Consider the following 26,806-nt stretch of genomic DNA (forward strand, 5'->3'; position numbering starts at 1 on the left):
CGATGCGGATGCGGAGCCGCTGTATGTAATCAGCGCGTCACATGCGTTGGCCACCATCCGGCTTTCTTCAACTGTGGATTTCCCATGCCTTCTTCCCGTTTTGTCGCCAAGCGGCGCCCCGCATTCAGCTCTCTCTTCAAAGCCATCTTTCCTGCGCTGGCAGCCGTTGCGCTGGTCGCGCCGCTGCAAGCCCAGACCGCCTTTCCGGCCACGCTGGCCGGCCATGTGGTGGCGCCCGCCCAGTCGTTTATTGCAGCGCCCAAAGATGCGCCGCAGGACCTGCAGGTCAGCGGCAAGTTCACCAATGGCAAGCGCACGGAAGCGCTGGGCACGGTGGAGGGCCTGTCTGCCGGCAGGCCCACGGGTGTGAGCCTGCCTTTCAAGGGCCAGCCGCTGCAAGGCCACTCCGGCATCAAGAAAATGCCCGATGGCAGCTTCTGGATCCTGACCGACAACGGCTTTGGCTCCAGAGCCAATTCGCCGGATGCCATGCTGTACCTGAACCGCTACAAGGTCGATTTCAAGGCCGGCGCCATGAAGCGGCTGGAAACGATTTTTCTGCACGATCCCGATAGAAAAGTGCCGTTCCGCATCGTTCATGAAGGCACGAAGCAGCGTTACCTCACGGGCAGCGACTTTGACACCGAAAGCTTCCAGTTCGCCGGTGGCGCCTTGTGGATTGGCGACGAGTTCGGCCCTTTCCTGATCAAGGCCGATATGAAAGGCAAAGTGCTGGCGGTGTTTGACACGCTGGTCGACGGCAAGGCCGTGCGTTCGCCCGACCACCCGGCTGTGACGACGCCCGGCGTGCCGGGCGGGGCGGTGGATTTCCAGGTTCGCCGCTCCAAGGGCTTTGAAGGCATGGCCGCTTCGAAAGACGGCAGCAAGCTGTATGCGCTGCTTGAGGGCGCGCTGTATGACGCGGCCACCAAAGGCAATGAAAACGTGGGCGGCAAGGACTACCTGCGCGTGCTGGAGTTTGATGTGAAGAGCGAATCCTGGACCGGCCGCCACTGGAAGTACATGCTGGAGAGCAACAGCCACGCGATTGGCGACTTCAACATGATCGACGGCACGACCGGATTGATCATTGAGCGCGACAACGGCGAAGGCACGGCCGACAAGGCCTGCCCGGAAGGCCAGAAGCGCACCGACTGCTTCCACGACATCGCGAAGTTCAAGCGTGTCTACAAGGTGGAACTGAGCGACGCCAATGCCGGCGGTGCGGTGCGCAAGATCGGCTACATCGATCTGATGGCCATTGCCGACCCGGCGAAGCTGGCGCGCAAGCCCCTGAACAACGGCGTGCTGACTTTCCCGTTCTTCACCATTGAAAACGTGGACGTGGTGGACGCCGCGCACATCGTGGTCGGCAACGACAACAACCTGCCGTTTTCCAGCAGCCGCGAACCCAACAAGGCGGACGACAACGAGCTGATCCTGCTGGAAGTGGGCGATTTCCTCAAGGCGCGGTAAGCGCGCGCATCAGGCGTGAGCGAAGTTGCTATTACTTTTATAGCGACTGGCGCACGTTCTGATTGGGCTGCGGACCAGAACTGCTTACATTTTTGACTGGAAAACCAGCCCGGCGTGCTCGCGCAGCGCGTGGAACTTGATCTTGGGCCACTGCTGCTCCACCGCGCGCAGGGTGGCGCTGTGGTCCACCAGCAGGGTGGGCGCATCGACCGCATCCAGCGCCACGCGGTGGGCGTTGGCGTCCATGAATTTCTTCAGTTCGTTCGGGTCCTCGGACGTCACCCAGCGGGCCAGGTTGAAGTTGCTGCCCATGATGCGGGCCTTGACGCCGTACTCATGCTCGAGCCGGTGAGCCACCACTTCAAACTGCAACTGGCCGACGGCGCCCAGCAGCAGTAATGAACCGGCAATCGGGCGGAACACCTGGATCGCGCCTTCTTCACCGAGCTGCGTGAGGCCGGCGCGCAGCTGTTTGCTGCGCAGCGGGTCGGCCACCTCGACGGCGCGGAACATTTCAGGCGCAAAGAAGGGCAGGCCGGTGAACTGCAGGGCTTCGCCTTCGGTGAGCGTGTCGCCCAATTGCAGCACGCCATGGTTGGGAATACCGATGATGTCGCCGGCAAAAGCAGTGTCGAGCAATTCGCGGCGCTGGCTCATGAAGCTCACCACGGTGTTGGGCCTCAGCTCCTTGCCGCTGCGCACCACCTTCAGGCGCATGCCGCGGGTGAACTCGCCGCTGGCGACGCGCAAGAATGCGATGCGATCGCGGTGGGCCGGGTCCATGTTGGCCTGGATCTTGAACACCACGCCGGAGAATTTTTTCTCTTCGGGGTGCACCACGCGCTGGATGGCTTCGCGCTCGGCAGGCGCGGGTGCCAGGTCGACCAACGCGTCCAGCACTTCCTGCACGCCGAAGTTGTTGATGGCCGAGCCGAAGAACATGGGCGTCTGTTTGCCGGCCAGGAATTCGGCGCGGTTGAATTCGGGCGTGGCGCCGGCGACAAGTTCGATCTCGCCCTGGGCTTGGGCGTATTCGGCGCCAAAGCGCTTGGCGGCTTCAGCGTTGTCCAGGCCGGCCAGGATTTCATCGTCGCCGCCGGCTTTTTCTTCGCCGGGGCTGAAGACGCGCATGCGGTCTTCGCGGCGGTCGTACACGCCGTGAAAGAGCTTGCCCATGCCGACAGGCCAGGTGAAAGGAATGACCGTCATGCCAAGCTCGCGTTCGATCTCGTCCATCACGCTCATCGGATCCTGCACCTCGCGGTCCATCTTGTTGACGAAAGTCAGGATGGGCGTGTTGCGCGCGCGGCAGACCTGCAGCAGGCGGCGGGTTTGCGGCTCCACGCCGTTGGCCGCGTCGATCACCATCAGCGCGGCGTCCACGGCGGTCAACACGCGATAGGTGTCTTCGGAGAAGTCCTGGTGGCCGGGGGTGTCGAGCAGGTTGATGACGCAGTCGCGGTATTCCATCTGCATGACCGAGCTGGCGACCGAGATGCCGCGCTGCTTTTCAATTTCCATCCAGTCGGAGGTGGCATGGCGCGCGGCCTTGCGGGCCTTCACGCTGCCGGCGATCTGGATCGCGCCCGAGAACAGCAGCAGCTTCTCGGTCAGCGTGGTTTTACCCGCGTCGGGGTGGGAGATGATGGCAAACGTGCGGCGGCGCTTGACCTGTTTTTCGATTTCAGTGGAAGCTTGGGTTTCGGACATAACCCATGATTATCGATGACGGCGCTTATTGGGGCACCGGGCCCGGTTGCACGGCGAAACGCGGTTGTTTCACCCCGTCGATCACGACCTCTTCATTGAACATGCCAGCAGGCCGCACCCATAGCCCTTTTTCGCCGTAGAGCGCGCGGTACAGAGTCATGGGCTCCAGGCTTTCGCTGTGGCGCACGGTGCCGACTACCTCATACAGCATGCCCTTGTAGTGGCGGTACAGACCGGGCGGGGTTTCTATCAGGGGAGGCAATGCGTGTGCGGTGGCTTCTGGCATGAGGGATCAGGGGTTTAAAAATATTGCGCGGTGGCTCGGTGGGACAATGGAGGCTATGCATCCTAAAGCCTTACTCGACAGTTGTTCCGAGCTTCTCAAGCAGGTCCTTAAATTTGATCATCCCGCCGACATGGTGGTGTCGCGCTATTTTCGCGACTATCGCCTCGGCCCCCGCGAACGCGCCACCGTGGCGGAAACGATTTACGGCGTTCTGCGCAAGAAAAATCTTTATTCCTATCTGGCCCAGCATGGCAGCGGCGCGCCGGAGCGGCGTCTTGCGATTCTCGGTTTTGCGGCAGACCGCGACTTTCTTTTAGGCGCGCTGACCGACCAGGAAAAAGACTGGCTGGCGCGTTGCGACCAGGTCAAACCATCGCACCTGATGGAGCTGCATCGCCACAACCTCCCGCAGTGGCTGGTTGATCCGTTGAAAGAGCAGCTGGGTGATGATTTCTGGCCGCTGGTCGAAAGCCTGAACGCGCCGGCCGGGCTTGATTTGCGCGTCAACACCCTCAAGGATAAACGGGCTGAAGTCCAGAAGGAGCTTGCGAAAGCGGCTATCAAAACCGTAGCGACACCGTATTCGCCCTGGGGCCTGCGCATTGCCGACGGCAAGCCTCAACTGGGCAAACTGGATGCTTTCACGCGTGGCGCCATTGAAGTGCAGGACGAAGGCTCACAGCTGCTGGCCCTGCTGGTCGACGCCAAGCGTGGTGAGATGGTGGTCGATTTTTGTGCCGGGGCGGGTGGCAAGACCCTGGCGCTGGGTGCTTCCATGCGCAATACCGGTCGCCTTTATGCGTTTGATACGTCCGGGCACCGGCTGGACGCGCTCAAGCCGCGGCTGGCGCGCAGCGGTCTTTCCAATGTTCATCCGGTGGCCATTGCGCATGAGCGTGACGACCGTATCAAGCGCCTGGCCGGCAAGATAGACCGGGTCCTGGTGGATGCCCCGTGTTCGGGGCTCGGCACTTTGCGGCGCAATCCTGACCTCAAATGGCGGCAGACGCCCAAGGCGATTGAAGAGCTCAGGGTCAAGCAAACTGCCATTTTGCAGAGCGCTGCGCGGCTTCTAAAGCCCGGCGGACGCCTGGTTTACGCGACCTGCAGCGTTTTGCGTGAAGAAAACGAAGCCATCGCTGAAGCCTTCAGTGAGGCGAATAAAGAGTTCAACGTCCTTGAAACAGGGCCCTTGTTGACTCATCTGGGGGTGGAACACGCGGAAAAGCTCTGCCGCGGACCCTACCTTCGGCTCTGGCCTTACCTGCATCAGACGGACGGGTTTTTCGCAGCAGTATGGCAAAAGTCGTGATATTTTTGGCGACAAAAGACGACAGATAAGCCGAAGTTACATATTCATTCGTGATTTTTCGCACTGTTTTGACCTTGGATCCTGTGCCGAAAGTGACTTGGTATTTATGGGGGATCGCCTTACAATAAGTGGTTATTTTTTGCAGCGCCTGGAGACACATCTGGATGGGCGACTGCTTCAGATTGTTTAAAGGATTTTTATGATCTTGTTTGATGCGGCCCTCGACTGGCTTGCCAATGGGTTGCTTGCCGCCAGCTGGTGGCAAATCGTGTTGTACACGCTGGTGACCACCCATATCACCATTGCCAGCGTCACCATCTATCTGCACCGTCACCAGGCGCATCGCGCCATGGACCTGCACGCGATTCCTTCGCATTTTTTCCGTCTCTGGCTCTGGCTGGGTACGGGCCAGGTCACCAAGGAATGGGTGTCCATTCACCGCAAGCACCACGCCAAGTGCGAAACCTCTGAAGATCCGCACAGCCCGCAGGCTTACGGCATCAAGAAGGTTTTCTGGGAAGGCGCCGAGTTGTACCGCGCCGAAAGTAAAAACAAGGAAACCATGGCCAAGTTCGGCCACGGCACGCCCAATGACTGGATTGAGCGCAACGTCTACACCCGCTATAGCTGGCAAGGTGTGGGTCTGATGATGATCATCGACCTGGCGCTCTTCGGCGTGGCAGGCCTGGCTGTCTGGGCCGTGCAAATGGCCTGGATCCCCGTGACGGCGGCCGGCATCATCAACGGCATTGGCCACTATTGGGGCTATCGCAATTTTGAGGCGCCTGATGCCAGCACCAACATTTCGCCCTGGGGCATCATGATTGGCGGCGAAGAGCTGCACAACAACCATCACACCTACCCGACGTCGGCCAAGTTCTCGGTCAAGCCCTACGAATTCGACATCGGCTGGGTGTATATCCGTGCCATGGAAAAAGTTGGCCTGGCCTCCGTCAAGAAGGTCCCGCCCAAGCTCCAGCTGGGTTCCATCCAGCCTGTGGCAGATGAAAAAACCCTGGAAGCCCTGATCGCCCATCGCTACGAAGTCATGGCGGGTTTCGCGCGCGAACTGCGCCGCGCCGGCAGGGCCGAAATCGAAGTGCTGAAGGCCAAGAAAGCCGACGTGTCCGTGTTGCGCGCAGCCAATCGCTGGCTGCACCGCGATGACGACAAGGTGCCGGCCGCCGCCAAACCCCAGCTGGCGCAGGCCCGCGCCGAACACCCCGTGCTGGACAAGATGGTCACCATGCGGGAAGAACTGCGCCAGATGTGGCTAACCACCTCGGCGTCCCGTGAGCAGCTGGCTGCGGACCTGCAGGCCTGGTGCCACCGCGCTGAGGAAAGCGGTATTGCTGCCTTGCGCGAATTCTCGATGAAGCTGCGGGCTGCCCGCACCTGACCTGACACTACATATCCGACCGGTCGCCCGGTCGGAACTTCAAGGCCGCTTCCGGAGAAATCCAGGGGCGGTTTTTTATTGTCCGGGAGCCCGGCGAAGGTGGCCAGAAAAGTCCGGAGCCCCTGCTGGATGCCCGCCTTGTTGTGATGCTGCGTTGCAGGCTTTCTGAGGCCGGTGTCCTGTGCGAAGTGGCGGGCGGGGATGGTAACTGCTAATTTGCCTGTGAAGCTTCGGCGTTGCCGAATTACCGACTTTTCATGTTCCCCTGCCGGAAGGTCTGAGGCCGCAGGTGTGCGACACAGGCGTAAAAAAACCCGCTGTAAGACAGCGGGTTTTTTGGGGTAGCGCGCATGGCGCTGCAGGAATCAAGTCTGAATTACTTCAGCTTGATTTCCTTGTATTCCACGTGCTTGCGTGCCTTGGGATCAAATTTCATGATCAGCATCTTGTCGGGCGTGGTTTTCTTGTTTTTGGTGGTCGTGTAGAAATGACCCGTGCCGGCAGTCGATTCCAGCTTGATTTTTTCGCGTGCGCCTTTAGCCATGATGCTTCTCCTTAGACTTCACCGCGGGCACGAAGGTCCACCAGGACTGCATCGATGCCTTTTTTGTCAATCAAGCGCAGACCGGCGCTGGTGATGCGCAGGCGCACCCAGCGGTTTTCGCTTTCGACCCAGAAGCGGCGGTACTGCAGATTAGGCATGAACCGGCGCTTGGTTTTGTTGTTTGCGTGAGAAACATTGTTTCCCACCATCGGGCCTTTGCCCGTTACCTGACAGACGCGTGCCATGAGCACTCTCCGTAAAAAATTAGAAATCGGATGCTGGCAAAGGGTAAATCTGCACGAGACAGACCTGCAAATGCTCAGCTAAGCCATAGATTATAGCCTGAAAACTGATTTATTCCAATTCCGCCGATTGAGAGCTCGGCAGAGCGGCAAAAGAGCTGGAAAAAAGAGACAAAAAGAGGAAGTCAGCGCTTCCTCCTTTTTCAGGAGCCTTGTTCCAGGAAGCGCTGGGCATCCAGCGCCGCCATGCAGCCCGTTCCGGCGCTGGTAATCGCCTGGCGGTAAATATGGTCCTGCACATCGCCGGCAGCGAAGACGCCCGGAACGCTGGTCATGGTGGCAAACCCCTGCAGCCCGGTTTTGGTGATGATGTAGCCGTCTTTCATTTCCAGCTGTCCTGCAAAGATGTCTGTGTTCGGCTGGTGGCCGATCGCGATAAAACAGCCTTTGAGGGTGATGTCCTGCGAGGCATCGCTGGTTGTGCTCTTCAGACGGACGCCGGTCACCCCCGAAGCATCACCGAGCACCTGCTCCAGCGTGTGGTGCAGTTTGAGCTCGATCTTGCCTGCGGCCACTTTTTCGTGCAGCTTGTCGATCAGGATGGCTTCGGCCTTGAATTTGTCGCGGCGGTGTACCAGCGTGACCTTGCTGGCGATGTTAGAGAGATAAAGCGCCTCCTCCACCGCCGTGTTGCCGCCGCCCACGACGCAGACCTCTTCCCCTCGGTAGAAGAAGCCGTCACAGGTGGCGCAGCCGGAAACGCCGCGGCCCATGAATGCCGTCTCCGACTCCAGGCCCAGGTATTTGGCAGAGGCGCCGGTAGCGATGATCAGCGAGTCGCAGGTGTAAGTCCCGCTGTCGCCCGTCAGGGTAAAGGGGCGTTTGCTGAAGTCGACCTTGTTGATGTGGTCAAAAATAATCTCGGTCTTGAAGCGCTCGGCGTGCTCCAGAAAGCGCTGCATCAGGTCGGGCCCCTGCACGCCATGTACGTCGGCGGGCCAGTTGTCGACCTCGGTGGTGGTCATGAGCTGGCCGCCTTGCGCAATGCCGGTGATCAATACCGGGTTGAGGTTGGCGCGCGCTGCGTAGACGGCTGCGGTGTAACCCGCAGGCCCTGAACCGAGGATGAGGACTCTGGAATGTTTCATGATGAAAAACTGATTGGGAAAGTGTAAGAACTCATGTAGAGTCGTGCCGCATAAGTGCAGCGTCAAGTAAAAACAGCTGCTGGTACTTTTCAGGCATTTTGATTTCTTATGAGATTGCGTGCCATTGTAAGAACTCGCACGACTAGCCGTCGTATGTGAGGTTGGGAGATATCTGCTATGACAACGATGGTGTCTAACCTGGAATTGATTCGCCGGGTCCCTCTTTTTTCCGTGTTGACTGCCAGCCAGGCTGCATCGGTCGCCGATACCGTGGTCAAGCGCCGATTCAAGCGCGGCGAGCCTATCGTGGAGCAGGGCAAAAAATCCAACGCCCTTTCCATCATCCTGACCGGCCGCGCGCGCGTCATCACCACGGATTCCCGGGGCCGCGAGGTTATTCTGGCCACCATGCACCCCGGCGACTATGTGGGTGAAATGAGCCTGATCGACAACGAACCTCACTCCGCCACGGTGCGCGCCGAGATCCAGACCGATGCCCTGATCCTGGGCCGCCTGGAGTTTGCACGTTGCCTTCCGGAAAACAGTTCCATGGCCTATGCCGTGCTGAAGGGGCTGGTCCAGAGACTGCGCCATGCAGACCGGCAAATTGAGTCGCTGGCCCTGATGGATGTGTATGGCCGTGTGGCCAGGGCATTGCTCGAATTCGCCAATGAAGACGGCAGCGGAAATGCCGTGATCCGCGACAAGGTTTCAAGGCAGGATCTGGCCAAGATGGTCGGCGCTTCACGCGAAATGGTCAGCCGGGTGATGAAGGATCTTGAAGAGCGCGGATTCATCGAAACCCGCGACGATGGCTCGCTTTTGGTGAAAGAGCGTCTTCATACGCTGGGATAGGGCCCTGGCAGACCCCTGCCGTACGGTCTGGCGTCTCTGGTGCCCCTCAAGGCCCTTACCCAACTGCGGTAAGCTTGGTACCGCAACCCGGAAATACCGAAACATGAAAGCGCGTCTTCGTACCCATGGCGGCGTTGCAAGCCTTGCGAAGGCATCTAGCCTTCACTGCGGCTCGCGCCTTGCCCTGAGCACGAATCCATCCTTTTCATTGTGTCTCGCTATTTCCGGCTTGCAGTACTAGCCGGGCCATGACTTACTCACTCGATACCCTGAACTCCAGAAATTCCCCAGCCGCGGGCGCGCCCAGCGGTATCAAACGCTTTGCCCATGAAGTCAGCCTGATTCTGGGTCTGCTCGGCCTGATTTTCTGGCTCGCGGCACTGCTCAGCTATTCACCGCAAGATGCAGCCTGGTCAACATCCGGTACCTCGGACGTCCTGGGCGGCGCCCAAGCGGTGGCCCGCAATTGGGGGGGGCGCGTGGGCGCATGGCTGGCAGATGCGAGCTATTTCCTGTTGGGCTTTTCCGTCTGGTGGGCATTGGCGGCAGGCGCACAGGTCTGGCTGTCTTCACTGGCGCGCTGGCTTCGCGGCGAACCCCTTGCTGCCGATTCATCCCACTCCGCCGGTCGGATCCGGTTCTGGCTGAGCCTGCTCCTGCTTTTGCTGGCCAGCGCGGCGCTGGAATGGTCCCGGCTGTATCGTTTTGAATTCAGGTTGCCCGGCCACGCTGGCGGCGTGCTGGGTTACCTGGCTGGAATGCAGGGCGAGAAATGGCTGGGCTTTGCTGGTTCAGGCCTGGTTTTCATTGCGCTCGGCGTGATTGCCGTGTCCGCCGTGTTCGGCTTTTCCTGGGCGCATGTGGCCCTGCGTGTCGGCGCGTGGATTGACAATCTGATTGATTCCCGGCGCGAAAAGCGCGAAATCGCCGAAGACCTCGCCTTCGGCAAACTGGCCGCGCGTGAGCGTGAGGAGACTTTGATCGACGAGCGCATCGAGATTGAAGAGCACCACCCGGTTCCGGTCCTGATCGAGCCCGTGCTCGTGGACATTCCCAAAAGCGAGCGCGTGGCAAAAGAACGGCAAAAACCGCTCTTCAGTGAAATGCCCGATTCCAAGCTGCCGCAGGTTGATCTGCTCGATGGTGCGTTGACCCGCCAGGAGACCGTGGCCCCTGAGACGCTGGAAATGACCTCGCGCCTGATCGAGAAAAAGCTGAAAGATTTCGGCGTCGAGGTGCGTGTCGTGGCCGCCGCGCCAGGCCCCGTCATCACCCGTTATGAGATCGAACCCGCCACGGGCGTGAAGGGTTCGCAAGTCGTTAACCTGGCCAAAGACCTGGCCCGCGCCCTGAGCCTCGTTTCCATCCGCGTGATCGAAACCATTCCCGGCAAAAACTACATGGCGCTGGAGCTGCCCAATGCCAAGCGCCAGTCCATCAAGCTCAGTGAAATTCTGGGATCGCAGGTCTACAACGAAGCCAAGTCGATGCTCACGATCGGTTTGGGCAAGGACATCAGCGGCGCTGCGGTGGTGGCCGACCTTGCCAAGATGCCGCACTGCCTGGTGGCCGGTACCACCGGCTCCGGCAAGTCGGTCGGCATCAATGCGATGATCCTGAGCCTGCTCTACAAGGCCGATGCGCGCGACGTGCGTCTGCTGCTGATCGACCCCAAGATGCTCGAAATGAGCGTCTATGAGGGCATTCCGCATCTGCTGGCGCCGGTGGTCACCGACATGCGCCAGGCCGCCCACGGCCTGAACTGGTGTGTGGCCGAAATGGAAAAACGCTACAAGCTCATGAGCAAGCTGGGCGTGCGCAACCTGGCCGGCTACAACGCCAAACTCGACGAGGCCAAGGCCAAGGGCGAATTCATCTACAACCCCTTCAGCCTCACGCCGGAGCAACCCGAGCCGCTGGAGCGCCTGCCTTACATCGTGGTGGTGATCGACGAACTGGCCGACCTGATGATGGTGGTCGGCAAGAAGATTGAAGAGCTGATCGCCCGCCTGGCGCAAAAAGCCCGGGCCGCCGGCATCCACCTGGTGCTGGCTACCCAAAGGCCAAGCGTGGATGTGATTACCGGCCTGATCAAGGCCAATATCCCGACGCGCCTGTCTTTCCAGGTCAGCAGCAAGATCGACAGCCGGACCATTCTTGACCAGATGGGTGCTGAGGCATTGTTGGGAATGGGTGACATGCTTTACATGCCGAGTGGTACAGGCTTTCCAATTCGGGTGCATGGTGCGTTTGTGAGTGATGACGAAGTGCACCGCGTGGTGGCCTACCTCAAGCTGCAGGGCGAACCCAATTACATCGACGGCGTGCTGGAAGGCGGTACCGTCGATGGCGAGGACGGCGACTTGCTGGGTGATGGCAGCAGTGGCGGCAACGGCGGCGGTGAAAAAGATCCGATGTACGACCAGGCTGTGGAAGTCGTGCTGAAAAACCGCAAGGCCAGCATTTCGCTGGTGCAGCGTCATCTCAAGATCGGCTACAACCGCGCGGCGCGGCTGGTCGAAGACATGGAAAAAGCCGGACTGGTCAGCGCCATGAGTGGCAGCGGCCAGCGCGAAATCCTGGTGCCCTCACGGGCGGAGTGACGATCATGAAGAAATATTTTGCTACTGTTTTGATAGCTGCTTGCGCACATTCCGTATGGGCTGGCGGCCTGGAAAGCCTCGAAACTTTCGTGAAGACCGTCAGCAGCGGCCGCGCCGAGTTCACCCAGGTGGTGACGGCGCCCGGCAAGGACGGCCAGGCTGCACGCAGCAAGACGTCGAACGGTACGTTTGAGTTTTCGCGGCCCAACCGTTTCCGCTTTGTCTATAAAAAGCCTTTTGAGCAAACCATCGTGGCCGACGGCCAGACCTTGTGGCTCTATGACGCAGACTTGAACCAGGTCACCTCGCGCAAGCTGGCCCAGGTACTGAACGGAACCCCGGCCGCCGTGATCGCCGCTGCTGCAGACCTCAAGGGCCTGCAAGCCGATTTCAATCTGGCTTCCTTGCCTGACAGAGATGGCTTGCAGTGGATACAGGCCAAACCCAAAACCAAAGACGGCCAGTTGCAGAGCATCAGCGTCGGTTTCAAGCCGACCGGGAAGGGCAGCGAACTCGCCATGCTGGAAATCCTTGACAGCTTCGGCCAGAAATCCGTGATGACCTTCAGTCAGTTCGAGATTAACCCTGCACTTGGCCCTGCAAGCTTCCAGTTCAAGACGCCGGCTGGGGCGGACCTGATTCGCCAGTAAACGCCTGCGGTGGTTTTTCCATGCCGGTTTCAATTCCCGGATTCATGGTGGTGATCAAACCTGGTTTTCTGGCTTTCTCACGGAGAGTTTGATTCTGTATTCCGAGAGGATATTGTTTTTTTCGCGCGCCATGATTTCCAGCTCTTCGCCTGAAATCTTCCCGTCCGAAAACATCTGGCTATAAGGATCGGCGATCACTACTTCCACATCAGTGGTCACAAAATCCACCCCCAGATAATGGGCAAAGGGTGAGTTGGGGAAGCCCTTCAATTTCCACTCATCATTGTTTTTTTTATCGAACAGTGCAAACAGGGCGGGCGTGATGATTCGCACGTGCGTAGGATCGCTGATGAAATTGTCGTGCCTGGGATGGGGTACGTTAATTTCAATGACAGCATTGTTTTTGCATACGCGATAGAGTTCTTTCATGATTCCCAGAAAAACACTGGATTGCTGGCCCATGTGTTCAAGAGAATGATTAAAGATGACGGCATCGACTGAACTGTCGTCCCAAATCCACGGAGTCACTTCCACGTTAAAAACTACATCCGGGTTGCATTCCTGAAATGCGTCCACGTTGACACACCCGGCAAACTTGTTGTGGCCGCAACCAAGATTTAATTTCATGAAGAGTTACCGCAGGTTTTGATGAATTAATGAGTCAGTAGCGATTATCAGGGTGCGACCTCAAGGCGGTTGCTGATCAAACACCAAGGCTCTCGCGCAAATCATATGTCGCATATATACCCCTTATGCCAACGAAAAATCAACCTCTAGCAGAACGTTTGCGCCCCCAGTCACTTGGGGAGGTCATCGGCCAGCAACACCTGCTGGGTGAAGGCATGCCACTGCGCATCGCGTTCGAATCGGGACAACCGCACAGCTGCATCCTCTGGGGACCGCCCGGCGTTGGCAAGACCACGATCGCACGGCTCATGGCGAGCAGCTTCGACGCCCACTTCATCACTATTTCCGCCGTGCTGGGTGGCGTCAAGGACATCCGGGAAGCGGTTGAGCAGGCGTCCATCTGGCAAGGGCAGGGCGGCAAGCGCACCATCGTGTTTGTGGATGAGGTGCATCGCTTCAACAAAAGCCAGCAGGATGCTTTTTTGCCGCATGTGGAAAGCGGTCTTTTTACGTTCATCGGCGCCACCACGGAAAATCCGTCATTCGAGGTGAATTCGGCCTTGCTCTCGCGCGCGGTGGTGTACGTATTGCAGCCGCTGGGTGAAGCGGATCTCAAACAAATAGTGGCCAAGGTGCTTGCAGAGCGTGCGCTGCCAGCTATCGAAACCATAGCAAGCGAGGCCGTTGACCGGCTCGTGGCCTATGCCGATGGCGATGCTCGCCGACTGCTTAACACGCTCGAATCCCTCAGCGTGGCAGCCAAAGCCGAAAAGGTGGCCGGCGTTACCGATGCCTGGCTGCTCAAAGTACTGGGCGAACGTCTGCGCCGTTACGACAAGGGTGGCGAACAGTTCTACGACACCATTTCAGCCCTGCACAAGTCGGTGCGCGGCTCCGACCCCGACGCCGCGCTCTACTGGTTCATGCGCATGCTCGACGGCGGCGCCGAGCCGCGCTACATGGCGCGCCGGCTGGTCCGCATGGCCAGCGAAGACATCGGGCTGGCCGACCCGCGTGCCTTGCGCATGGCGCTGGACGCCGCAGAAGTTTATGAACGCCTTGGCTCCCCCGAGGGCGAACTGGCGCTGGCCCAGTGCGTCATCTATCTGGCAGTCGCGCCCAAGTCCAATGCCGTCTACAAGGCCTTCAACGAGGCCAAGGCCTTTATCGCCAAGGACGGCACCCGCCCGGTGCCCCTGCATTTGCGCAATGCACCAACAAAGCTCATGAAACAGCTGGATTACGGCAAAAACTACCGTTACGCCCACGACGAGGAAGACGGCTTTGCCGCGGGTGAGAATTATTTTCCGGAAGGCATGCCGCCTCCAGGCTTCTACCGTCCCGTCAACAGAGGACTGGAGATACGCATAGCGGATAAGTTAAATGAGTTGAAAATTAAGAACAATAAGAAAAACTGATAAAAAACAAAAGCCGCTGATAAAGGCTGATCCAGCGCCGAAAATACCCTTCCTCAAGGGTAAACCCCGCGAAAACCGCACCGCTGGCTCGATTCTCGCTAGAGACGCTTGGCTACAATTTGCGGATTAGCTCGCCAACTTCACCAGCCATCCGGCTTTGATAGGCGGGCTTTTTGTTAACTCAAGCCAGTCACCGGCGATCCCGGTGGGTGGTGGCCGCCAGGCGGAGTTCGCAATTTCATCAATTGGACGGGAGAGTGAGTTATGGAAGTTTTGCTACAGCAGATCATCAATGGTCTGGTGCTGGGCAGCATGTATGCCTTGATCGCCCTGGGCTACACCATGGTGTACGGCATCATTAACCTGATCAACTTCGCACACGGCGAAGTACTGATGGTGGGGGCTTTGACCAGCTGGACCATCATCGGTCTGATGCAGGATTCCATGCCGGGCACGCCGGGCTGGATTATTTTGCTGATTTCGCTGCTGATCGCCTTTGTCGTGTGCGGCGCCCTCAATTTCGCGATTGAGAAAATCGCCTACCGGCCCCTGCGAAACTCGCCCAAACTGGCCCCGCTGATCACCGCCATCGGCATGTCGCTGCTGCTGCAGACACTGGCCATGATCATCTGGAAGCCCAACTACAAACCCTATCCCACGCTGTTGCCTTCCGAGCCCTTCCAGGTCGGCGGTGCCGTCATCACTGTGACCCAGCTGTTCATCCTGGGTGCAACCGTTGTCTCCCTTTCCGTACTCATGTGGCTGGTGCATTACACCAAGCTGGGCCGCGCCATGCGTGCCACCGCTGAAAACCCCCGTGTTGCGGCGCTTATGGGCGTACGCCCCGACACCGTCATCTCGGCCACCTTCATCATCGGCGCCATCCTCGCCGCACTGGCCGGCGTCATGTACGCCTCCAACTACGGCACGGTGCAGCACACCATGGGCTTTCTGCCCGGCCTGAAGGCCTTCACGGCGGCTGTGTTCGGCGGCATCGGCAACCTGGGCGGCGCTGTGCTTGGCGGCATTTTGCTGGGCCTGATCGAGTCCATCGGCGCCGGCTACATCGGCCCGCTGACGGGCGGCGTGCTGGGCAGCCAGTACTCCGACATCTTTGCTTTCATCGTGCTGATTTTTGTGCTCACGCTGCGGCCTTCAGGCCTGCTGGGTGAGCGTGTAGCGGACCGGGCGTGACGCCGCGTCCATCCGGTACACAAGGAGAACATTCATGAATTCTGTCAAATCGAAAAAACTCATTACCTTCCTGATCGTCGCGGCGGCCCTGCTCGTGCTGCCCCTGATCCTGCAGCAGGGCGGCAATGCCTGGGTGCGCATTGTCGACATGGCGCTGCTGTATGTGCTGCTGGCCCTGGGCCTGAACATCGTCGTCGGCTACGCCGGCCTGCTGGACCTGGGCTACGTTGCCTTCTTCGCCGTCGGCGCCTACCTTTTTGCGCTGCTGGGTTCGCCCCATCTGGCCGACGCTTTCCCCTGGATTGCGGCGCAGTTTCCGAACGGGCTGCATTTGCCGATCTGGGCCATCATCCCGATGGCTGCGGCATTGGCGGGCTTTTTCGGTGTGGTGCTGGGCGCACCGACCCTCAAGCTGCGCGGCGACTACCTCGCCATCGTCACGCTGGGCTTTGGTGAAATCATCCGCGTGTTCCTGAACAACCTGGACCGCCCCATCAACCTGACCAATGGACCCAAGGGTATCAACCAGATCGACTCGATGAAGTTTTTCGGGTTCGACCTGGGCAAGCCGCATGAGTTTTTCGGCTTTGAGGTCAACTCGGTGTCGATGTACTACTACCTCTTCCTGGTGCTGGTGATCGTTTCGGTGGTGGTTTGCCACCGCCTGGAAAATTCCCGCATCGGCCGCGCCTGGATGGCCATCCGCGAAGACGAAATCGCCGCCAAGGCCATGGGCATCAACACCCGCAACCTGAAGCTGCTGGCCTTCGGCATGGGCGCCACCTTCGGTGGTGTGTCAGGCTCCATGTTTGCCGCCTTCCAGGGTTTCGTGTCTCCCGAGTCCTTCAGCCTGATGGAGTCGGTCATGATCGTCGCCATGGTGGTACTGGGCGGCATCGGCCATTTGCCCGGTGTCATCCTGGGCGCCTTGCTGCTCGCGGCTTTGCCTGAAGTGCTGCGCCATGTGGCCGGCCCGCTGCAGGCCATGACCGATGGCCGGCTCGACTCCGCCATCCTGCGCCAGTTGCTGATTGCACTGGCCATGATCAGCGTCATGCTGATGCGTCCGCGCGGCCTGTGGCCCGCTTCCGAGCACGGCAAGTCGCTGAACAAGCCCGTCGGCCCGGACCCTATCCAGTCAATCAACCCCTAAGGAGAATGGACATGAGCGAAACCATTCTTAAAGTCTCGGGTGTCTCCAAGCGCTTCGGCGGTTTGCAGGCCCTTTCCGATGTCGGCATCCATATCGAGCGTGGCCAGGTGTATGGCCTGATCGGCCCCAACGGCGCCGGTAAAACCACCTTCTTCAATGTGTTGACGGGCCTTTACACGCCCGACAGCGGCACCTTCGAGCTCGCCGGCAAGCCCTACAAGCCGACGGCGGTCCATGAAGTGGCCAAGGCCGGCATTGCCCGCACCTTCCAGAACATCCGCCTGTTTGCCGACATGACCGCCCTCGAAAACGTCATGGTCGGCCGTCATATCCGTACCAGCTCGGGCCTGATCGGCGCCGTGCTGCGCACCCCCGGTTTCAAGCAGGAAGAAGCTGCCATTGCCAAGCGCTCGCAGGAGCTGCTTGACTACGTGGGCATCGGCAAATACGCCAACTTCAAGGCCCGCACGCTGAGCTACGGCGACCAGCGCCGCCTGGAAATTGCCCGGGCCCTGGCCACCGACCCGCAGCTGATCGCGCTGGACGAGCCGGCAGCCGGCATGAACGCGACCGAAAAAGTGCAGCTACGCGAGCTGATCGACCGGATTCGCAAAGACAACCGCACCATCCTGCTGATCGAACACGACGTGAAGCTGGTCATGGGTCTGTGCGACCGGGTTACTGTGCTCGACTACGGCAAGCAGATCGCCGAAGGCGCGCCCGCGGACGTACAAAAAGACGAAAAAGTGATCACCGCCTATCTGGGCACAGGTCATTGAAGGAAAGCAAGAACATGGCAAACACACTCCTTAAAGTGACCGGCCTGAAGGTCGCCTACGGCGGCATCCAGGCGGTCAAGGGCGTTGACTTCGAAGTCAACGACGGCGAACTGGTCACCCTGATTGGCTCCAATGGCGCCGGCAAAACCACCACCATGAAAGCCATCACCGGCACGCTGCCGATGCTGGGCGGCGACATCGAATACCTGGGCAAAAGCATCAAGGGCCGCGGCGCCTGGGACCTGGTGAAGGAAGGCCTGGCCATGGTGCCGGAAGGCCGCGGCGTCTTCACCCGCATGACCATCACCGAAAACCTGCAGATGGGCGCTTACATCCGTAGCGACAAGGCGGGCATCGCCGAAGACATGGAAAAGATGTTCGTGCTGTTTCCCCGTCTGCGTGAACGCAAGGACCAACTGGCCGGCACCATGTCGGGCGGCGAACAGCAGATGCTGGCCATGGGCCGCGCATTGATGAGCCGGCCCAAGGTGCTGCTGCTGGACGAGCCTTCCATGGGCCTGTCGCCCATCATGGTCGACAAGATCTTCGAAGTGGTCAAGGACGTTTCCGCCCGCGGCGTGACGGTGCTGCTGGTCGAGCAGAACGCCAGCCGCGCGCTCGGCATTGCCAACCGCGGCTACGTTATGGAGTCGGGCAACGTCACCATGAACGGTGACGCGAAAGCGCTGCTGAACGATCCGCGCGTCAGGGCCGCTTACCTCGGCGAATAAGTGAGCGTCCGCTGGCCGTCAGGCGCCGCGGGACGCACGTTACCCCGTAAATCTGACCAGCCGGCGCAGGGCATAAATGCCTTGTGGCGCCAAATATTTACGCATAAAGTTAAGAAGGGACGCGCACCACGCGCATCCTTGTTTAACTTGGGGAAGCCAAAAATGAACAAGTATCTTGTCCGCACTGCTGTCGTGATGTTCGCCTTCCTGGCCTCATCCTTTTTCACCGGGGCTTCGGCCCAGTCACTGCGCTGCAAGGGTGACCTGGCGCAGATCGGCAATTCCAAAGGCACGATCCTGCAAAAATGCGGCGAGCCTGTCATGAAGGACACGTTCTGCAAAGCCACGCCTGACACAGTGCCCAGCTCGACCGTTGTGACGCCAAATACCGCAGGTTCCACCGCCAGCACCACCACCAACGTGACGATCAATACCTGCCAGCAGGTGGAAGAGTGGACTTACAACCCGGGTTACGGGCAGTTCATGACCATGCTGCTGTTTGAGGGTGGTTCCCTGAAGAGCATTCGATACGGGGAGCGTGTGACCAGGTGAACCCCCACGGTGGTGATGGAGCCCCCACGGTCGCTCACTGCGTGTAGCTCCCTGCCCCCCGAGGGGGCCGCCCGCCCTACGGCCCGGCAAAGCCGGTTCCGGGGCTCATGCTGGGTTTAAGAATTCTTTGGGCACTATCGGCGGAGGTATTCACCAGTGGGTGCCGCGGAACCGGCTTTGCCGGGCCGCAGGCACCGTCCCCTGCAAGGGGAAAGGGGACTACACGCAGTGAGTCCGATAGGGGTGTGCCAATTTTTCGGCTTCGCCGGCCCCAGGCGCCGCCCCCTGAGGGGGAACAGGCTACACGCAGTGAGCCTGGAAGGGGGTGGACCTATTTCAATCCACCTTGGCGCCTGACGCCTTCACCACTTTTTCATACTTCGCCATTTCGCTCTTCATGAAGGCGCCGAACTGCTCGGGCGTGTTGCCCACAGGTTCGGCCATCAGTGCGGCAAAGCGGGTTTTGGCTTCGGGTGAATTCAGCGCGGCGACGAATGCCTGGTTGAGTTTGGTGATCACGTCTTTCGGGGTGCCCGCAGGCGCCACCAGTCCCCACCAGGTGTCGATCTCAAAACCCTTGAGCGTTTCGGCCACGGTAGGCACATCGGGCAGCATGGCGCTGCGCTTGGCCGTGGTGACCGCAAGCGCCTTGAGTTTGCCGGCCTTGATGTTGGCCGATGCCGTGGCCAGGTTGTCAAAGTTGTAGTCCACCTGGCCGCTCAGCAGCGCCAGTTGCGCCGGGTTGCCGCCGTTGTAGGGAATGTGCAGCGCGAAGATGCCGGCCTGCGCCTTGAACATTTCGCCGGCAAGGTGCCCGGCGCTGCCGTTGCCGCCGCTGGCGTAATTGAGCTTGGCCGGGTTGGCTTTGGCGTACCTGATCAGATCGCCCAGCGTGTTGATGTTCAGGCGCCGCGCAGAGTCGGCGTTGATCACCAGCACGTTGGGCACGCGCACCAGCTGTGTGATGGGCGCGAAGTCGGTCGCCGCGTTGTACGGCATCCTGCTGTAAAGCCAGGGGTTGATGGCGTGCGTGGCGACGGCGGAAATGCCGATCGTCATGCCGTCGGGTTGCGCCTTGGCGATGGCGTCGACACCAATGTTGCCGCCGCCGCCGGGCTTGTTTTCAATGATGACAGGGCCCAGCGTGTCCTTGACGCGTTCGGCCATCAGGCGGGCCGTCACGTCAATCGGGCCACCGGCAGCATACGGCACGATGATACGCATGACTTTGGGCTGGGCGTGTGCCAGAGGGGTTGACAGTGCCATGCCTGCAATGAAAAGGGCGCCCAGGCATTTGCCGAGCAGGGAAGGCTGGGTGAGGGAAGGTCGAATGTTCATGCCCCTATTGTTGCAAAAAGTTAGCCACGCCTTGGGGCAGAGCCTGATGCATGCCGTTACGGGATCTTTACAAACCGGACATGGCTGTTCGGGGGCCGCGCCGCGTTGGAGGTTCATGAGGCGCCTGCTTCATGCCTTCTCAACCCTCACCTCAAGGAGATCCCATGAAGATCCGCACCCTTGCCGCCACCCTTGCACTGACTGCCGTCGGCGCTGCCTTTGCCCAGGCGCCCGCCGCTCCTGCTGCCCCCAAAGACCCGCTGGCCACTCCCCGCATCGACCAGCGCCAGGCCAACCAGGAAAAGCGCATCGACCAAGGCATTAATTCTGGCGCGCTGACCGCCAAAGAGACAGCCAAACTCGACAAGCGCGAGACAAAAATTGAATCCGACAAGTTGGCCGCCAAATCTGACGGCAAGGTCACGCAGGCCGAACGCCGCAAACTCAAACGTGAAGAAAACCGCGCCAGCGCCGCCATCCGCCGCCAGAAGCACGATCGGCAGGTCGCGCCCGCAAAGGCCGGCTGACCTCACGTCACGCGTGATCCGCGCATAAAAAAGCCCCGCTGAGGAATCAGCCGGGGCTTTTTTTCTTCTTTTGTTCTTCTTGTTTGTCGGGTGCGTGCGCTGCTCAGGTCTCTGCGGGCACGGTCGCCTGCGCTTTTTCTTTTTCGGTCACAAAAGAATCGGCATAAAACTCGTCCTCCGGCAGGCCCGCAGCCGTGTAGGCGGCCTTGGCTGAGTCCACCACGATGGGCGCGCCGCAGGCATATACCTGGTGGCCGGACAGGTCGGAAAAATCTTCCAGCACGGCCTGATGGACAAAGCCCGTGCGCCCCGTCCAGTTGTCTTCAGGCAGCGCGTTGGAAATCACCGGGACATAGCGCAGATTCGGCATTTCCGCGGCCTGGGCCTTGACCCATTCGTCCATGTACAAATCGGCCGGACGGCGGCCGCCCCAGTACAGCACGGCCGGGCGCGTGATGCCCTTGTGTTGCAGATGCTCGATCAGCGCCTTGATGGGCGCAAAGCCAGTGCCGGAAGCCAGCAGCACCATGGGCTTGTCGCTGTCTTCGCGCAGGTAAAAGCTGCCGAAGGGGCCTTCGATGCGCAGGATTTCTTTTTCCTTCATGGGGCCGAATACATGCTCGGTGAATTTGCCACCCGGCATGTGGCGAATATGCAGCTCGACGCCCGGGTTGTCGACCTGGGTGTGTGGCGCGTTGCCCATCGAATACGCGCGCCGGTCGCCGTCGCGCAGCAAAAACTCCACGTACTGGCCGGCGTGGTACTTGAACACATCACTGGCCGGCAATTGCAGGCGCACCACCATGACGTCGTGCGAGGCTTTGGCCAGGCTGTTGATGCGCACCGGCATTTTCTTGACCGGGAAGGCGCTTTCATCCGTGACGTGACGTGATTCGAGGACGATATCGCTCGTCGCCCTGGCGCTGCAGGTCAGGATGAAGCCGTTCGCCTCTTCCTCGGGTGACATCGCCTTGACCTGGTGCGCGCCATGGAGGACGGTGCCCTCCAGCTTTTTGGACTTGCAGGAGCCGCAGGCGCCATCCTTGCAGCCGTAGGGCAGGCCGATGCCCTGGCGAATGGCGGCTGCCAGCAGCGGTTCATCCGCCTCGGCGATGAATGTCCGGCCACTGGGTTGCACGGTCACGTTAAAGCTCATATTCGTTATCCTTGCGGTATCTGTTCTCGACCTGGCTGGCTTTTTCCAGCAACCCCCAATTTTGCCCTCAAACCTGAACCCTAGAGCCTGGTCATGATCCATTTGGAGCCACGTTGGGGTGCAATCGGGATGAGTTGGTGGCCCAGCGCCCGCTGCATGGGCTTATGCCCATGCAAGGGCTGGGGGCGCCAAATCGTCCGACCGCCCAGCCGGGCGGCTGGGCGTCGTGCAGCTGCCCCAATGGGGATGCAAACGCGGCCGCGTTTGCGTCACCCCAACCCGAAGGGCAAGCGCCTTTTCGGGCGGCCTGCGGCGTTGCGCTGCTTTCCAATAGCCAGCTATTGGCGGCGCACCGCGCCTTGCATTCCATCCCGAAAAGGTGCCTGCGTGGCCCCAAATAGATCATGACCAGGCTCGGTGCTCTGCCTTTCCGCTTCCGCCGCGAGCGGGTTTTGATCGTCGGTTGCGGCGATGTCGGCCAACGCGTGGCCCGCCTGCTGCCGCGCAATGTCCGCCTGATGGCGCTGACCTCGTCGCCGGAACGCTCGCCGGCCTTGCGCGCGCAGCGCATCACGCCGCTGCAGGGCAACCTGGACAATGCTGCCTCGCTGCGGCGCCTGGCCGGGTTGGCGACGCGGGTGGTGCACCTGGCGCCGCCGCCCGGCGACCAACCCGACTGGCATACCGACCCACGGACGCTGGCGCTGCTGCGCGCCCTGCGCCTGCGCAGCCTGCCGCAATCGCTGGTGTACGGCTCCACCAGCGGGGTGTATGGCGACTGCGGCGGCGAATGGGTGCGCGAAACGCGGCCATTGAGCCCCCACACACCGCGTGCCCAGCGGCGTGTGCATGCCGAGGCGCATCTGCGGCTTTTTGGCCGGGCCACTGGCACCCGTGTGCACCTGCTGCGCATCCCGGGCATCTATGCGCCTGACCGCGAAGGCGGCACGCCGCGTGGCAGGTTGCTCAAAGGCACACCCGTGCTGCGTACCGAAGACGACGTCTATACCAACCATATCCACGCCGATGACCTGGCCCGTGCCTGCCTGGCGGCGCTGTGGCGCGGCAAGCCCCAGCGCGCCAGCAACGCCAGTGACGACACGCAGCTGAAGATGGGCGACTATTTCGACCTGGCAGCCGACCTCTACGGCCTGCCGCGGCCGCCGCGCCTGGCACGGGGCACGGCACAGGAAGAGTTGCCGCTGATGCTGCTGAGCTTCATGGGCGAGTCGCGCCGGCTGGACAACACCCGCCTGAAGCAAGAGCTGCGGCTTCGTTTGCACTACCCGACAGTAGCAATTGGCCTGCGCGATCGGTGAGCACGCCGACCGCGCGGCGCACCGCAATAAATGCCGTTGAACGCCTGAAATGACCGGGTTGCCGCCATGGCAGCCCGTTTTTTCATTCTCTGGTGTCTTTTTTTGGCAACGGCACTGCGGTCGAATGTTACAACCAAAGCGGTAACAAATTGCAACTAACGTGGTCGACCTGGAGCACGTTTCCATTAACTGCAAAAAGAACTTTTTTTAACCCGATGTGCCGGGTTTCCTTTGTGAATACCATCACATCGAGTGCCTCTTTCTTGCAACCGGCTGACGCAAGGGGACTCGCGGGATGTGAAAAATGCACAAAAAAAGTTCGAAAAATGCGCGTACGGCAGCGCAATTTGTAACAAACATCGGCCAGCGCGCACCCACCGCGGCGCCGCCGTTTTTTGATGCACTGGGACGGATGGCTGGCAGCGCCGCAGGCAGATGGACCCTGCGCAAGCCCGTAACGGCTGTTTTGCTGCTGGGAGCAGCCACAGCGCAGGCCGGCCCGGTAGACGGCCAGGTTACTTCGGGCGCAGCCAGCATCTCGCAGAGCGGCTCCGCCACCACCATCAATCAATCCAGCCAGAACGCTTCGCTGACCTGGAAGAGCTTTAACGTAGGTGCGCAGGAAAGCGTGAACTTCGTGCAGCCTTCGGCCAGTGCGATTGCGGTCAACCGCATCCTGGACACCCACGGCAGCCAGATCCTGGGCCAGCTCAATGCCAACGGGCAGGTCTTCCTGATCAACCCCAACGGCATCCTGTTCGGCGCCGGCGCCCAGGTCAATGCGGGCGGGCTGGTGGCGTCGACACTGGATGTCAAGGATGCGGACCTGAGCAGCGGAAAGCGCAGTTTCAGCGGCGCAGGCGCAGGCAGTGTGGTGAACCAGGGCAGCATCAATGCCGCCACGGGCGGCTACGTTGCACTGGTCGGCAATACCGTGCGCAACCAGGGCACCATCAACGCCCCGCAGGGCAGCGTGGCGCTGGCGGCAGGCAGCGCGGCTACTTTGACCTTCCAGGGCAACCAGCTGCTCAAAATCGAAGTGGACCAGAGCGTTCTCAACAGCCTGGCCGAAAACGGCGGATTGATTCTGGCTGACGGCGGGCAGGCGCTTATGAGCGCCGGTGCCAAGAATTCCCTGCTGGCCAGCGCAGTCAACAACACCGGGGTGATCCAGGCGCGCACCGTGGAAAACCGCAGCGGCACCATCATCCTGCTGGGTGGCATGGCTGCCGGTACCACTAACGTTGCGGGCACGCTGGACGCTTCGGCGCCCAACGGCGGCAACGGCGGCTTTGTGGAAACCTCGGGCGCGCAGGTGAACATTGCCGATGGCGCCCGGATCACCACGGCGGCCCCCGCGGGCCAAAGCGGCACCTGGCTGATCGACCCTGTGGACTTCACCATCGCCGCTGCGGGCGGGAACATCACGGGTGCAGCCCTGAGTGCCAACCTGGCCTCAGGCAACGTCGTCATCCAGAGCAGCAGCGGGAACACGGGCACGGCGGGCGACGTCAACGTCAACAACGTGGTGAGCTGGAGCGTCAACCAGCTGACGCTCAGCGCGCAGAACAACATCAACATCAATGCCAACCTCAACGCCTCGGGCACGGGCAAGCTGGCGCTGGAGTATGGCCAGGGAACGGCCAACGGGTCTGTCAACGGAACTGCCAATACCTACAACTTCAACAATGGCGCGAAGATCAACCTGCCGGCGGGCAACAACTTCAGCACCAAGCAAGGCAGCGCCGGCACGCCCGTCGTCTACACCGTGATCACCGACCTGGGCACCGCAACCAGCGCCACCGGCACCGATTTGCAGGGCATCAGCGGCAATCTCAACGGGAACTATGTGCTGGGCGCGGACATCGATGCGTCGCCGACCAGCACATGGAACGGCGGGAGTGGATTTCAACCGCTGGGCGACAGCACTACAAACTTCAACGGTACCCTGGACGGTTTGGGCCACACCATCAGTGGCCTCACCATCAACCGGCCCACCACCGCCGATATCGGCTTGTTCGGCAGCGTGAGCATCTTCGGCCGCATCAACAATCTGGGCCTGGTTGGCGGCAGTGTTTCGGGCCAATTCAGGGTGGGCGCGCTGGTGGGATGGAACCGCGGCAAGATTTACAACAGCTATGCCGACAACACGCCTGTGACGGGCAGCTCAAGCGTGGTCGGCGGGCTGGTTGGGCTGAGCCAGGGCTCCATCACGAACAGTCACGCTGGTAGTGCGGTCAGCGGCGGCGGGACCCACGTAGGTGGGCTGGTCGGTTGGGGCCAGGACATCATCACCAACAGCTACGCCACCGGCAATGTCACTGCCACGGGCTCGCAGGTGGGTGGATTGGTCGGCGACATGCTTAACAGTGGGGCCATCAGCGGCAGCTACGCAAGCGGCAACGTGACCAGCACCAGCGGCGAGGTAGGCGGGCTTGTGGGGTCGTGGAACAGCAATGGCGCCGTCAATGCTGCGATCAGCAACAGCTACGCGACCGGCACTGTGAGCGGCACCGACAGTGTCGGCGGCCTGGTGGGACACAAGTTCAATGCGGGTGGCACCGTCGACAACAGCTACGCGACCGGGGCCGTGAGCGGCACCAGCAATCTGGGTGGGCTGGTCGGCTTGTGGGACGCGGGAACGGCGATCAACAACAGTTTCTGGGACACCGTCACAACCGGGCGGGCCACCAGCTCGGGCGGCGGCATGGGCATGACCACAGCCCAGATGCAACAACAGGCCAATTTCAGCTCGGCCACGGCTGCCAACGGCAACGTCAATCCGAACTGGGATTTCACCAGCGTCTGGCGTATTTATGAGGGAAATAGCCGTCCCCTGCTCAAGGCACTCCTGAAGGCCACCACGGTCACCGTCGGCAGTACCAGCAAGACCTACGACAAGCTGTCCTGGAATGGTGGAACCGGCATCAGTTGCTCCAATACGGCTTGCGGCAGCTTGTCGGGAAGCATCAGTTTCGGGGGAACCGCCCAGGGTGCGGTCAATGCCGGCAGCTACACGGTGACGGGTTCCGGCCTGTATTCCAACCAGCAAGGTTACGACATCAGCTACGCCAATGGCACACTGACAGTGAATCCCGCCAGCTTGACGGTCACGGGCGTGGGCGCGGACAACAAGGTGTATGACGCCGGCCTGGGTGCCACCTTGAACGGCACAGCCAGCGTCACGGCCATTGCCGGCGACACGGTGAGCGTGGCCGGCACCGGCAGCGGTGCTTTCGCCAACAAGAACGTGGGCAACGGCAAGGCTGTGACTGTGACCGGCTACACGCTGGGCGGTGCCGATGCCGGCAACTACGTCATCGTGCAGCCCACGGGCCTGACCGCGAACATCACACCGGCCAGCGTTGTCGTTGGCGGTGTGACGATCCAGGACAAGGTGTACAACGCCAACGACGCCTCCACCATCAGCGGCACGGCCAGCGTTGCAGCTTTCGCCGGTGATACCGTGAACGTGCTCGGCACGGGCATCGGCCGGTTTGCCGACAAGAACGTGGGCAACGGCAAGGTAGTCACCGTGACCGGCTACACACTGGGCGGCGCCGATGCCGGCAACTACACCGTGGTGCAACCCACAGGGTTCACGGCCAACATCACACCGGCCAGCCTGGCGGTTACGGGCGTGGGCGCGAACAACAAGGTGTACGACACCACCACCACCGCCACGCTCAATGGCACCGCAAACGTCGCGGCCCTGGGCGGCGATGTGGTGACGGTGGGCGGTGGCAGCGGCACCTTCGCCGACAAGAATGTGGGCAACGGCAAGGCT

Annotated in this window: 23 protein-coding genes; 15 read left to right on the forward strand and 8 right to left on the reverse strand. The window is 60.6% G+C overall.

Annotated elements, in window-relative coordinates:
* Positions 1-84 precede the first annotated feature (84 nt).
* Positions 85-1,476 carry an esterase-like activity of phytase family protein gene (locus AC1DYR_RS21520; protein ID WP_477706879.1) on the forward strand — a complete coding sequence of 464 codons (1,392 nt, stop codon included), beginning with the start codon at positions 85-87 and terminating at the stop codon, positions 1,474-1,476.
* Positions 1,477-1,560: 84 nt separating this feature from the next.
* Here the strand turns inward: AC1DYR_RS21520 and AC1DYR_RS21525 are convergent, their stop codons facing one another.
* Positions 1,561-3,186 carry a peptide chain release factor 3 gene (locus tag AC1DYR_RS21525; protein WP_457279498.1) on the reverse strand — a complete coding sequence of 542 codons (1,626 nt, stop codon included), beginning with the start codon at positions 3,184-3,186 and terminating at the stop codon, positions 1,561-1,563.
* 25 nt (positions 3,187-3,211) lie between these two features.
* Positions 3,212-3,472, reverse strand: a complete 261-nt coding sequence (locus AC1DYR_RS21530; RefSeq protein ID WP_477706880.1) for a DUF1653 domain-containing protein — start codon at positions 3,470-3,472, stop codon at positions 3,212-3,214.
* 55 nt (positions 3,473-3,527) lie between these two features.
* Between AC1DYR_RS21530 and AC1DYR_RS21535 the strand changes: the two genes are divergently transcribed.
* Entirely contained in the window at positions 3,528-4,784 is a 1,257-nt protein-coding gene (locus AC1DYR_RS21535) for an RsmB/NOP family class I SAM-dependent RNA methyltransferase (protein WP_477706881.1), read from the forward strand.
* 199 nt (positions 4,785-4,983) lie between these two features.
* Positions 4,984-6,183: a DesA family fatty acid desaturase gene (locus AC1DYR_RS21540; protein ID WP_477706882.1), complete on the forward strand. Its 1,200-nt coding sequence runs from the start codon at positions 4,984-4,986 to the stop codon at positions 6,181-6,183.
* 376 nt (positions 6,184-6,559) lie between these two features.
* On the opposite strand, the gene rpmG is transcribed toward AC1DYR_RS21540, so the two are convergent.
* The 3 genes from rpmG to trxB all read right to left on the reverse strand — a co-directional run bounded on the left by rpmG (position 6,560) and on the right by trxB (position 8,117).
* On the reverse strand, positions 6,560-6,727 hold the full coding sequence (gene rpmG, locus AC1DYR_RS21545; protein ID WP_007863188.1) for a 50S ribosomal protein L33: 168 nt from the start codon (positions 6,725-6,727) through the stop codon (positions 6,560-6,562).
* An 11-nt stretch (positions 6,728-6,738) separates the two neighbouring features.
* Positions 6,739-6,972 carry a 50S ribosomal protein L28 gene (gene rpmB / locus AC1DYR_RS21550; RefSeq protein WP_293403299.1) on the reverse strand — a complete coding sequence of 78 codons (234 nt, stop codon included), beginning with the start codon at positions 6,970-6,972 and terminating at the stop codon, positions 6,739-6,741.
* A gap of 200 nt (positions 6,973-7,172) precedes the next feature.
* On the reverse strand, positions 7,173-8,117 hold the full coding sequence (trxB, locus tag AC1DYR_RS21555; RefSeq protein WP_477706883.1) for a thioredoxin-disulfide reductase: 945 nt from the start codon (positions 8,115-8,117) through the stop codon (positions 7,173-7,175).
* A 177-nt stretch (positions 8,118-8,294) separates the two neighbouring features.
* Here trxB and AC1DYR_RS21560 point away from each other — a divergent pair, with 177 nt between their 5' ends.
* From AC1DYR_RS21560 to lolA, 3 genes are all read left to right on the forward strand, one after another.
* Positions 8,295-8,972 carry a Crp/Fnr family transcriptional regulator gene (locus tag AC1DYR_RS21560; RefSeq protein ID WP_431097946.1) on the forward strand — a complete coding sequence of 226 codons (678 nt, stop codon included), beginning with the start codon at positions 8,295-8,297 and terminating at the stop codon, positions 8,970-8,972.
* Positions 8,973-9,220: 248 nt separating this feature from the next.
* The gene (locus AC1DYR_RS21565; RefSeq protein ID WP_477706884.1) at positions 9,221-11,575 is read left to right on the forward strand and encodes a DNA translocase FtsK; all 2,355 of its coding nucleotides are present in this window, start codon (positions 9,221-9,223) and stop codon (positions 11,573-11,575) included.
* 5 nt (positions 11,576-11,580) lie between these two features.
* Complete coding sequence (gene lolA / locus AC1DYR_RS21570; protein WP_477706885.1) at positions 11,581-12,225, forward strand: outer membrane lipoprotein periplasmic chaperone LolA; 645 nt, start codon at positions 11,581-11,583, stop codon at positions 12,223-12,225.
* Positions 12,226-12,279: 54 nt separating this feature from the next.
* On the opposite strand, the gene AC1DYR_RS21575 is transcribed toward lolA, so the two are convergent.
* On the reverse strand, positions 12,280-12,852 hold the full coding sequence (locus AC1DYR_RS21575) for a class I SAM-dependent methyltransferase (protein ID WP_477706886.1): 573 nt from the start codon (positions 12,850-12,852) through the stop codon (positions 12,280-12,282).
* Positions 12,853-12,977: 125 nt separating this feature from the next.
* Between AC1DYR_RS21575 and AC1DYR_RS21580 the strand changes: the two genes are divergently transcribed.
* From AC1DYR_RS21580 to AC1DYR_RS21605, 6 genes are all read left to right on the forward strand, one after another.
* Complete coding sequence (locus AC1DYR_RS21580; protein ID WP_477706887.1) at positions 12,978-14,270, forward strand: replication-associated recombination protein A; 1,293 nt, start codon at positions 12,978-12,980, stop codon at positions 14,268-14,270.
* A 264-nt stretch (positions 14,271-14,534) separates the two neighbouring features.
* A complete protein-coding gene (locus AC1DYR_RS21585; protein WP_477669667.1) occupies positions 14,535-15,464 on the forward strand; it encodes a branched-chain amino acid ABC transporter permease in 930 nt (309 codons plus the stop codon).
* A gap of 34 nt (positions 15,465-15,498) precedes the next feature.
* Positions 15,499-16,617: an ABC transporter permease subunit gene (locus tag AC1DYR_RS21590; RefSeq protein ID WP_477647332.1), complete on the forward strand. Its 1,119-nt coding sequence runs from the start codon at positions 15,499-15,501 to the stop codon at positions 16,615-16,617.
* An 11-nt stretch (positions 16,618-16,628) separates the two neighbouring features.
* A complete protein-coding gene (locus AC1DYR_RS21595) occupies positions 16,629-17,396 on the forward strand; it encodes an ABC transporter ATP-binding protein (RefSeq protein WP_477706888.1) in 768 nt (255 codons plus the stop codon).
* 14 nt (positions 17,397-17,410) lie between these two features.
* Complete coding sequence (locus AC1DYR_RS21600; RefSeq protein ID WP_457279484.1) at positions 17,411-18,127, forward strand: ABC transporter ATP-binding protein; 717 nt, start codon at positions 17,411-17,413, stop codon at positions 18,125-18,127.
* Between the two features lie 162 nt (positions 18,128-18,289).
* On the forward strand, positions 18,290-18,679 hold the full coding sequence (locus AC1DYR_RS21605; RefSeq protein ID WP_477706889.1) for a DUF2845 domain-containing protein: 390 nt from the start codon (positions 18,290-18,292) through the stop codon (positions 18,677-18,679).
* Positions 18,680-19,015: 336 nt separating this feature from the next.
* Here the strand turns inward: AC1DYR_RS21605 and AC1DYR_RS21610 are convergent, their stop codons facing one another.
* The gene (locus AC1DYR_RS21610) at positions 19,016-19,945 is read right to left on the reverse strand and encodes a Bug family tripartite tricarboxylate transporter substrate binding protein (RefSeq protein WP_477706895.1); all 930 of its coding nucleotides are present in this window, start codon (positions 19,943-19,945) and stop codon (positions 19,016-19,018) included.
* 236 nt (positions 19,946-20,181) lie between these two features.
* Between AC1DYR_RS21610 and AC1DYR_RS21615 the strand changes: the two genes are divergently transcribed.
* The gene (locus AC1DYR_RS21615) at positions 20,182-20,544 is read left to right on the forward strand and encodes a hypothetical protein (RefSeq protein WP_477706890.1); all 363 of its coding nucleotides are present in this window, start codon (positions 20,182-20,184) and stop codon (positions 20,542-20,544) included.
* Positions 20,545-20,647: 103 nt separating this feature from the next.
* Here AC1DYR_RS21615 and AC1DYR_RS21620 read toward each other — a convergent pair whose 3' ends face one another.
* The gene (locus tag AC1DYR_RS21620) at positions 20,648-21,700 is read right to left on the reverse strand and encodes a CDP-6-deoxy-delta-3,4-glucoseen reductase (RefSeq protein WP_477706891.1); all 1,053 of its coding nucleotides are present in this window, start codon (positions 21,698-21,700) and stop codon (positions 20,648-20,650) included.
* Between the two features lie 404 nt (positions 21,701-22,104).
* On the opposite strand from AC1DYR_RS21620, the gene AC1DYR_RS21625 reads away from it, so the two are divergent.
* Positions 22,105-23,019, forward strand: a complete 915-nt coding sequence (locus AC1DYR_RS21625; protein WP_477706892.1) for an SDR family oxidoreductase — start codon at positions 22,105-22,107, stop codon at positions 23,017-23,019.
* Positions 23,020-23,323: 304 nt separating this feature from the next.
* Positions 23,324-26,806, forward strand: a 3,483-nt coding sequence (locus tag AC1DYR_RS21630; protein ID WP_477706893.1) for a beta strand repeat-containing protein, incomplete at its 3' end; no start/stop codon positions are given.

It is taken from the genome of Polaromonas sp. P1_F9 (genome assembly GCF_056405615.1).

Coding starts and splice junctions, on each gene's coding strand:
- AC1DYR_RS21605 (WP_477706889.1), top strand. CDS start 18,290: ATGAACAAGTATCTTGTCCGCACTGCTGTCGTGATGTTCGCCTTCCTG.
- rpmB (WP_293403299.1), bottom strand. CDS start 6,972: ATGGCACGCGTCTGTCAGGTAACGGGCAAAGGCCCGATGGTGGGAAAC.
- AC1DYR_RS21610 (WP_477706895.1), bottom strand. CDS start 19,945: ATGGCACTGTCAACCCCTCTGGCACACGCCCAGCCCAAAGTCATGCGT.
- AC1DYR_RS21535 (WP_477706881.1), top strand. CDS start 3,528: ATGCATCCTAAAGCCTTACTCGACAGTTGTTCCGAGCTTCTCAAGCAG.
- lolA (WP_477706885.1), top strand. CDS start 11,581: ATGAAGAAATATTTTGCTACTGTTTTGATAGCTGCTTGCGCACATTCC.
- AC1DYR_RS21620 (WP_477706891.1), bottom strand. CDS start 21,700: ATGAGCTTTAACGTGACCGTGCAACCCAGTGGCCGGACATTCATCGCC.
- AC1DYR_RS21525 (WP_457279498.1), bottom strand. CDS start 3,186: ATGTCCGAAACCCAAGCTTCCACTGAAATCGAAAAACAGGTCAAGCGC.
- rpmG (WP_007863188.1), bottom strand. CDS start 6,727: ATGGCTAAAGGCGCACGCGAAAAAATCAAGCTGGAATCGACTGCCGGC.
- AC1DYR_RS21580 (WP_477706887.1), top strand. CDS start 12,978: ATGCCAACGAAAAATCAACCTCTAGCAGAACGTTTGCGCCCCCAGTCA.
- AC1DYR_RS21530 (WP_477706880.1), bottom strand. CDS start 3,472: ATGCCAGAAGCCACCGCACACGCATTGCCTCCCCTGATAGAAACCCCG.
- AC1DYR_RS21625 (WP_477706892.1), top strand. CDS start 22,105: ATGACCAGGCTCGGTGCTCTGCCTTTCCGCTTCCGCCGCGAGCGGGTT.
- AC1DYR_RS21590 (WP_477647332.1), top strand. CDS start 15,499: ATGAATTCTGTCAAATCGAAAAAACTCATTACCTTCCTGATCGTCGCG.
- AC1DYR_RS21540 (WP_477706882.1), top strand. CDS start 4,984: ATGATCTTGTTTGATGCGGCCCTCGACTGGCTTGCCAATGGGTTGCTT.
- AC1DYR_RS21585 (WP_477669667.1), top strand. CDS start 14,535: ATGGAAGTTTTGCTACAGCAGATCATCAATGGTCTGGTGCTGGGCAGC.
- AC1DYR_RS21575 (WP_477706886.1), bottom strand. CDS start 12,852: ATGAAATTAAATCTTGGTTGCGGCCACAACAAGTTTGCCGGGTGTGTC.
- AC1DYR_RS21615 (WP_477706890.1), top strand. CDS start 20,182: ATGAAGATCCGCACCCTTGCCGCCACCCTTGCACTGACTGCCGTCGGC.
- AC1DYR_RS21520 (WP_477706879.1), top strand. CDS start 85: ATGCCTTCTTCCCGTTTTGTCGCCAAGCGGCGCCCCGCATTCAGCTCT.
- AC1DYR_RS21595 (WP_477706888.1), top strand. CDS start 16,629: ATGAGCGAAACCATTCTTAAAGTCTCGGGTGTCTCCAAGCGCTTCGGC.
- AC1DYR_RS21600 (WP_457279484.1), top strand. CDS start 17,411: ATGGCAAACACACTCCTTAAAGTGACCGGCCTGAAGGTCGCCTACGGC.
- trxB (WP_477706883.1), bottom strand. CDS start 8,117: ATGAAACATTCCAGAGTCCTCATCCTCGGTTCAGGGCCTGCGGGTTAC.
- AC1DYR_RS21565 (WP_477706884.1), top strand. CDS start 9,221: ATGACTTACTCACTCGATACCCTGAACTCCAGAAATTCCCCAGCCGCG.
- AC1DYR_RS21560 (WP_431097946.1), top strand. CDS start 8,295: ATGACAACGATGGTGTCTAACCTGGAATTGATTCGCCGGGTCCCTCTT.